A 5,622-nucleotide genomic window follows, 5' to 3' on the forward strand; every position below is an offset into this window, starting at 1 on the left:
TCCTCGAACGGGCCCTCGGCCAGGTTCTTGATCTGCTCGAGGTAGGCCTCGAACTGCTCCTTGGACAATTTGCTCATGTGAACCCTCCTTAAGGTTACCTAAGCGCTTACCTTGTTGAACTGCGGTTCGTCAGCTTTCGCTTCCTCGCTGCAGTTCAGCTTGTGCCCTCATTGTGCGCCGTGGCATTGTCTGCGTCTAATTCGTTCAGCTTTGAGAAACCCGGTCGATTCATAACCACTATCTATACATACTGGACGAACTGGGTGAACCATATGATTGTTGGAAGGAGAGAATTTGCTCAAGTCGTTGAATCTGGCCCGGAAAATGAGATTAAAATACCCAAAAGCAGGAGAGTGAGCAATTCGAGTATTGCTTGCATCTTGGTTCTACTCCAAACCTATAGATACCGTCTATCAAGTATCTGGCGATTGCGCCTTGACATGTTTGAAAAGGCAGTTTTGCAAAGCGAAGAGCTGGGTGCGCAATGGCGCATCTTAAGCGCGTTTCGGTGAATTATCCGGACAGAATCCAGCTATTGTGGTATCGGTCATCAGTTTCGTGCTGGGTTTCGGGCTATTTGCTCGGTATCATTGCTTTGTCATGATTTAGCAGGCGGAACTATTGTTAGGGGGTTGGCATGGATTTTCGTCTGAGCGAGGCCGATCGCGTGCTTATCGAGCACGTGCGCGCGTTCGGTGACAAATACTTCAATGCGGACAACGTTGCCCAGTGGCGCTCCGATATGGGGTTGCCGGATGAGGTCGTGCGCGATTTCGTGAACCTTGATTTCAACGGGTTCGGCGTCATCCATCGCCGTGACCATGTGAACTATGACATGCTGGCGCAGGTTCTCGTTCTTGAAGAGCTCTCCCGCATCTCGGGCACCACGCTGCCGTTCCAGAACGATTTTCTGCAATTGCAGATACTTGAGGCGTTCGCCAGCCCTGCGCAAACCGACCCTATCCGCATGGAGTATCAGAATACGGGGCGGTTGGCTTTCGCGTTCGCGGTTTCCGAGCCCTCCGCAGGCTCCGACACCATGAGCATGAGCACGCGCGTGCGCACCGTTGACGGGGTGTTGACCATGAACGGCGAGAAGCTGTTCGTGAACAATGGTGAATATGCTCCCGCGTTGCTTGTGGCGGCTATCGACGAAGATGCGCCCAAAGAAGGCGGGCATCCCGCCCTGTCCATGTGGATGATCCCGTGCTCCGCTCCGGGCATCTCCGCGGTGCCTGAGGACAAGATCGGTCAGGAAATGCTGCCTTTTGCGCACATCCAATTCGATAATGTTCGGTTGGATGAGAGCTGGAGGCTTTCCGGTCCGGCTCGTGGATTCCCTCAGCTGCTAGGGTTTTTCGAATATGGCCGCGTTTTCGCATGTGCGACCGCGTTAGGTTTGGCTCAAGCCGCCATGGATGATGCGGTGAAGTGGGCAGGGGAGCGCAAGGCCTTCGGTAAGAGCGTGTCCGACTTCCAGCAGGTGCAGGAGATGCTCACCGATATGGAGGTCAAGCTCGTCAACATGCGGCATTTGGTATATAAGGCTGCATGGGAATTCGACCATGGGTGCCATGAGCGTCTGACTGTTGCCCTTATGAAGCGCTACGTTCCCCGTGCCGCTACCGAGGTTGCCAGCGACGCGATGCAGATTCTCGGTGGACGTGGATATACCACTCATGAGCGTATCAGCTCGATTTGGCAGGATTGCCGAGGGTTCCAGATCGCCGAAGGCACCGACCAGATTATGGTATACATCGCCGCTCCGCTCATCATGTCCAAGTACGCTTCGCGTGTGGATGGCTAGCGGTATTCGATATCAGGAGTATTAAAAAGGAGCGGCTTTGCCGCTCCTTTTTAATGTGCGATGGGTATGTTCCACGCACGCAACCGTTAACCGAGCGTTTGCGCACGTTTCCGGACTCTTGTAACAACCAAAGCGAACTTTAAGCAGCCCATTCCCATTTCTATGGATTGCAACCCGTAATCTATAGAAATGGGCGAAAAACCTATGCAAGTTACCCGCATGATCGAACAACCGATAGTCACTATCTATAGGTTGATGGACAAAACCGAAATACTGACCGTAACCTTATATGCAGATTCAGCGGATTATACTTAGCGAATTTGTTCTTGGATCGGCAACGTTTTATGGAGTTAATCCAAGACGCTTCCGCTTTGAGGGAATTCTGGCCCCCTCGAAGCGGAAGCACTCGTCTTGCTTTTCACTAAGGAGGAAGAAAGTGAGCGAAACCGCTAAGTACACGGATAAGATGAGCGTGCGTCACATTCTCATCGTTATCTCGGGCATCATGATCACGTTCGGATGCTCGGCTCTGGTCTTCTCGACCTGGAGCGCATTCCAGGCAGTCGTGCCTGAGCAGTTGGGCGTTGACACGGCTACGTGGGCGCTCTACATCACCGTTCTGTATCTTGCCGAGGCTTTCTCGGCGCCGTTCATCGGCAAGCTGCTGGCTAAGACCGATATCCGTATCGTGCTGTCCGCCTCCGCGCTGCTCGTCGGCCTCGGCTTCATCCTGATCTCCATCGTGAAGACCCTTTGGATCTTCTACGTTGCCGGTCTTATGATGGGCCTTGGCGAAGTCGGTCTGCTGTGGCTGGCCGTTCCTACGCTGTGCAACAAGTGGTTCAACAAGAACTCCGGCACCATCATCGGCGCCTGCATGGCCTTCACCGGCATCGGCGGCGCAATCTGGCTGCAGGTCTTCAATGCTCTGAACGCTTCCGGCATGGACATCTGGACCATCTACATGATCTGGGGTATCGCTGCCCTGGTCACCTCCCTGCCGTTCACCCTGCTGTGCATCCGCTCCACTCCCGAGGAGTGCGGCTGCCTGCCCTATGGTGCTCCGCAGACCGCTTCCGGCAAGCCTGCCGGTCTGGATGCCGGTAAGGCCATGAAGTCCGTCGCCTTCTATGCCGTGTTCCTGCTGGCCGGCATCATCAACCTGCTGACCATCGTTGCCCAGCAGTTCCCGAAGTACACCAAGTCCCTCGACGACGGCACCGGCACCATGCTGGCCGTGGGCGTCACCATGGCAACCGTCATGATGGCCTCCCAGGCTGTCTGCAAGCTCGCCCTGGGCGTGTGCGCTGACAAGAACTCCAAGGTCAGCTTCCTGGCTGCTTGCGCCACCGGCATCATCGGCGTTCTGCTCGTGTGGTTCGGCACCGGTTCCACCATGGTCCTGTACGCTGGCGCCGCCGTCTACGGCTTCTTCTTCGCCAGCTGCGTCGTGCTCGTGCCCATCCTGGTCCGTCAGCTGTTCGGCCAGCGCGAGTACCCCGAGATCTACTCCCGCGTCTCCATGTTCGTCAACATCGTCGGCGCTATTGGTGCTCCGTTCTGGGCTCTGTTCGGCAAGAACTACCCGATGCTGTTCACCGTCGCCATCGTGCTTCTGGTCGTCGTCCTGCTGCTCGGCATCTTCTGCTTCAGCAAGATGAAGGGCCTGCAGGAGCAGTGGACCGAGTAATCGGCATTCGCTGAAATCGTCACAGGCATCGGCAAAACCCGTTGCCTACAGAAAAAGCCGCCCCGTGTGGGGCGGCTTTTTCAGCGTTTGGAATCCCATTCGAAGCTTCGGGTGAACTCGATGAAGTTCTCAACAGCCCGCGTTTTGTAGGACGCAGTTTTAAAGGTCAAGCATACGGTGTGGAAGTCATCGTCGATTTGAGTCAGCTTCTTGGTGATAAGCTCGCGGAAAGGGGAGAGCCCGATCGTGTTGAGCGCCAACCCCACGGTTCCCGTGGTGCTGTCCACCATCGATCCCAAGGTGATCTCGTCGTTGGCGCTTGTGTGATAGGGCGTGATGCCGTGGGTTTTCATGAGCTGGGCCACTTCGGCGCCTATGGGCGTGTTGGGCGGGTAAGTGATCACCTCGCGCCCGCGCAGGTCCTCAAGCTTGAGGTTCTTGCTCCATGCCAGCTTGTCGCTGCGATGCACCACGGCAACGAGCTGCTGCGTGAGCACGGGGATGAAGGTAAGGGTGGCCTTATCGGGCACGTATGCGGTGAACGCAAGCTCGTAGCGATCGTTCTCCAGGTCTTCGATCAGGGGGAGCGTCAAGCCTTGGAACACGTTTACTTGAGCGCTTCTGCCGTATGCCTCGCGATAGCCTTTGATGAGCGCGGGGAGATAGTCGCTCTGGATGGTGTAGATGGCCCCTATATCGATGCTTCCGGTAGGGGAGCCTGCATGTTCCTTTGCAAGGGCAATGCCCTTCTCCAGGGCGTTGAGCGCCTCTGTCGCATATTCGTAGAATTCCGCCCCATAGCGCGTCAGCTTGATGGTTCGGCCCTCTCGCTTGAACAGAGGGATGCCCAGTTCCTTTTCCAGTTGCGAGATCGAATTCGAAAGCGTCGGCTGCGAGATGAACAGCTCCTCGGCCGCATGCGTATAGTGCTTGACCTCGGCCAGCTTGCGAAAATAGTATAGCTGTGACAGGTTCATAGGCGCCTCCGGGATGTAGCGCTCGCGTGTGAGCTTATAAAGCAACTGTAATGCATTGCAGGCGTTCGAGTGCTGCAAATCTCGGTGGGGTGCAGGATTGCTTCATGTGTCAACGCGAAAAGCCGCCCCGAAGGACGGCTTCTCGCACAAGCTGAAGGCAAGCGCTTAGGCTTGGACCCTGGAACCGGCCTAAAGGAGTTTCCGGTTCCAGGAGGGTATGGCTTAGTCGAAGGTGTACTCGATCTTGCCGCCGTGGTTCTGGCACTCGCGGGCGATGGTGATGCGCTGGACGCAGGGAGCGCCTTCCTCAAGCCACATGGCGCGGCAGTCGCGATACAGGCGCTCGGTGGGGCCGTAGGGGCAATCCTCGAAGTAGCCGTCGCCGCCGAAGATCTCGAGCATCTCGTCGGACACCAGCTTGACGGTGTCGATGGAGAACAGCTTGCAGATAGCGGCCTTCTCGGTGACGTACTCGTTGTGCGGATCCTTGTTGAAGTCGCGAGCGAAGTCGTAGATGGCGCAACGCAGGACATGGATCATCTTCTGCATGTCGGCGATCTTGGCCTTGATCATCTGACGGGAAGCAATCGGCTTGCCGAAGGTGATGCGGTCGTTAGCGCGCTTCAGCGAGATCTCGAGCATGCGCTGGGCCATGCCAAGATTGGACATGGCGATGTGCACGCGGGAGACGGACAGGGAGTGGATGGCGATCTCCATGCCCTGGCCCTCCTTGCCAAGCAGGTACTTCGGTTCGAGCACCAGGTTGGTGAACTTCAGGCCGGCATGGCCGGCGCCGCGGCAGCCCATCATATGGGGCATGGGGACGATCTCGAAGCCCGGGGCGTTGTTGGGGACCAGGAAGCCGGACAGGCGGGTGTCCTTGTCGTCATCGGGGTTGGTCACGGCGATGACGTAGGTGTAATCGGAGCAGTCGGTGTGGCTGATCAGCCACTTCTCGCCGTTCAGGACGTAGTTGCCGTCGGCGTTCTTGATAGCGGTGGTGTGCAGGTCGGCGCCCGTGCCGCCGGTCTGCTCGGTGATGGCGAAGTTGCAGTACACGGTCTTATCCTGGAACTTGCCCATCAGCTCGGCTTTGACCTCGTCGGTGCCGTAGTCGTCAAGGATGCGCCAGTTCATGTCGGCAGCAT

At 56.8% G+C, this 5,622-nt stretch carries 4 protein-coding genes; 2 read left to right on the forward strand and 2 right to left on the reverse strand.

What is annotated here, in order from left to right:
* Window positions 1-637 precede the first annotated feature (637 nt).
* Window positions 638-1,807, forward strand: coding sequence for an acyl-CoA dehydrogenase family protein (locus tag Q0H50_RS08070; protein WP_294421230.1), 1,170 nt, complete (start codon window positions 638-640; stop codon window positions 1,805-1,807).
* A 436-nt stretch (window positions 1,808-2,243) separates the two neighbouring features.
* Window positions 2,244-3,497 (forward strand): MFS transporter, encoded by a 1,254-nt coding sequence (locus Q0H50_RS08075; protein WP_294421232.1) that lies wholly within the window; start codon window positions 2,244-2,246, stop codon window positions 3,495-3,497.
* Window positions 3,498-3,577: 80 nt separating this feature from the next.
* Here the strand turns inward: Q0H50_RS08075 and Q0H50_RS08080 are convergent, their stop codons facing one another.
* Both Q0H50_RS08080 and Q0H50_RS08085 read right to left on the reverse strand, forming a co-directional pair.
* On the reverse strand, window positions 3,578-4,474 hold the full coding sequence (locus Q0H50_RS08080) for a LysR family transcriptional regulator (protein WP_294421234.1): 897 nt from the start codon (window positions 4,472-4,474) through the stop codon (window positions 3,578-3,580).
* A 222-nt stretch (window positions 4,475-4,696) separates the two neighbouring features.
* On the reverse strand, window positions 4,697-5,622 hold a 926-nt coding region (locus tag Q0H50_RS08085; RefSeq protein WP_294421236.1), incomplete at its 5' end, for an acyl-CoA dehydrogenase.

This window comes from uncultured Senegalimassilia sp. (genome assembly GCF_934632265.1).
In the GTDB taxonomy this organism is placed as follows: Bacteria; Actinomycetota; Coriobacteriia; order Coriobacteriales; family Eggerthellaceae; genus Senegalimassilia.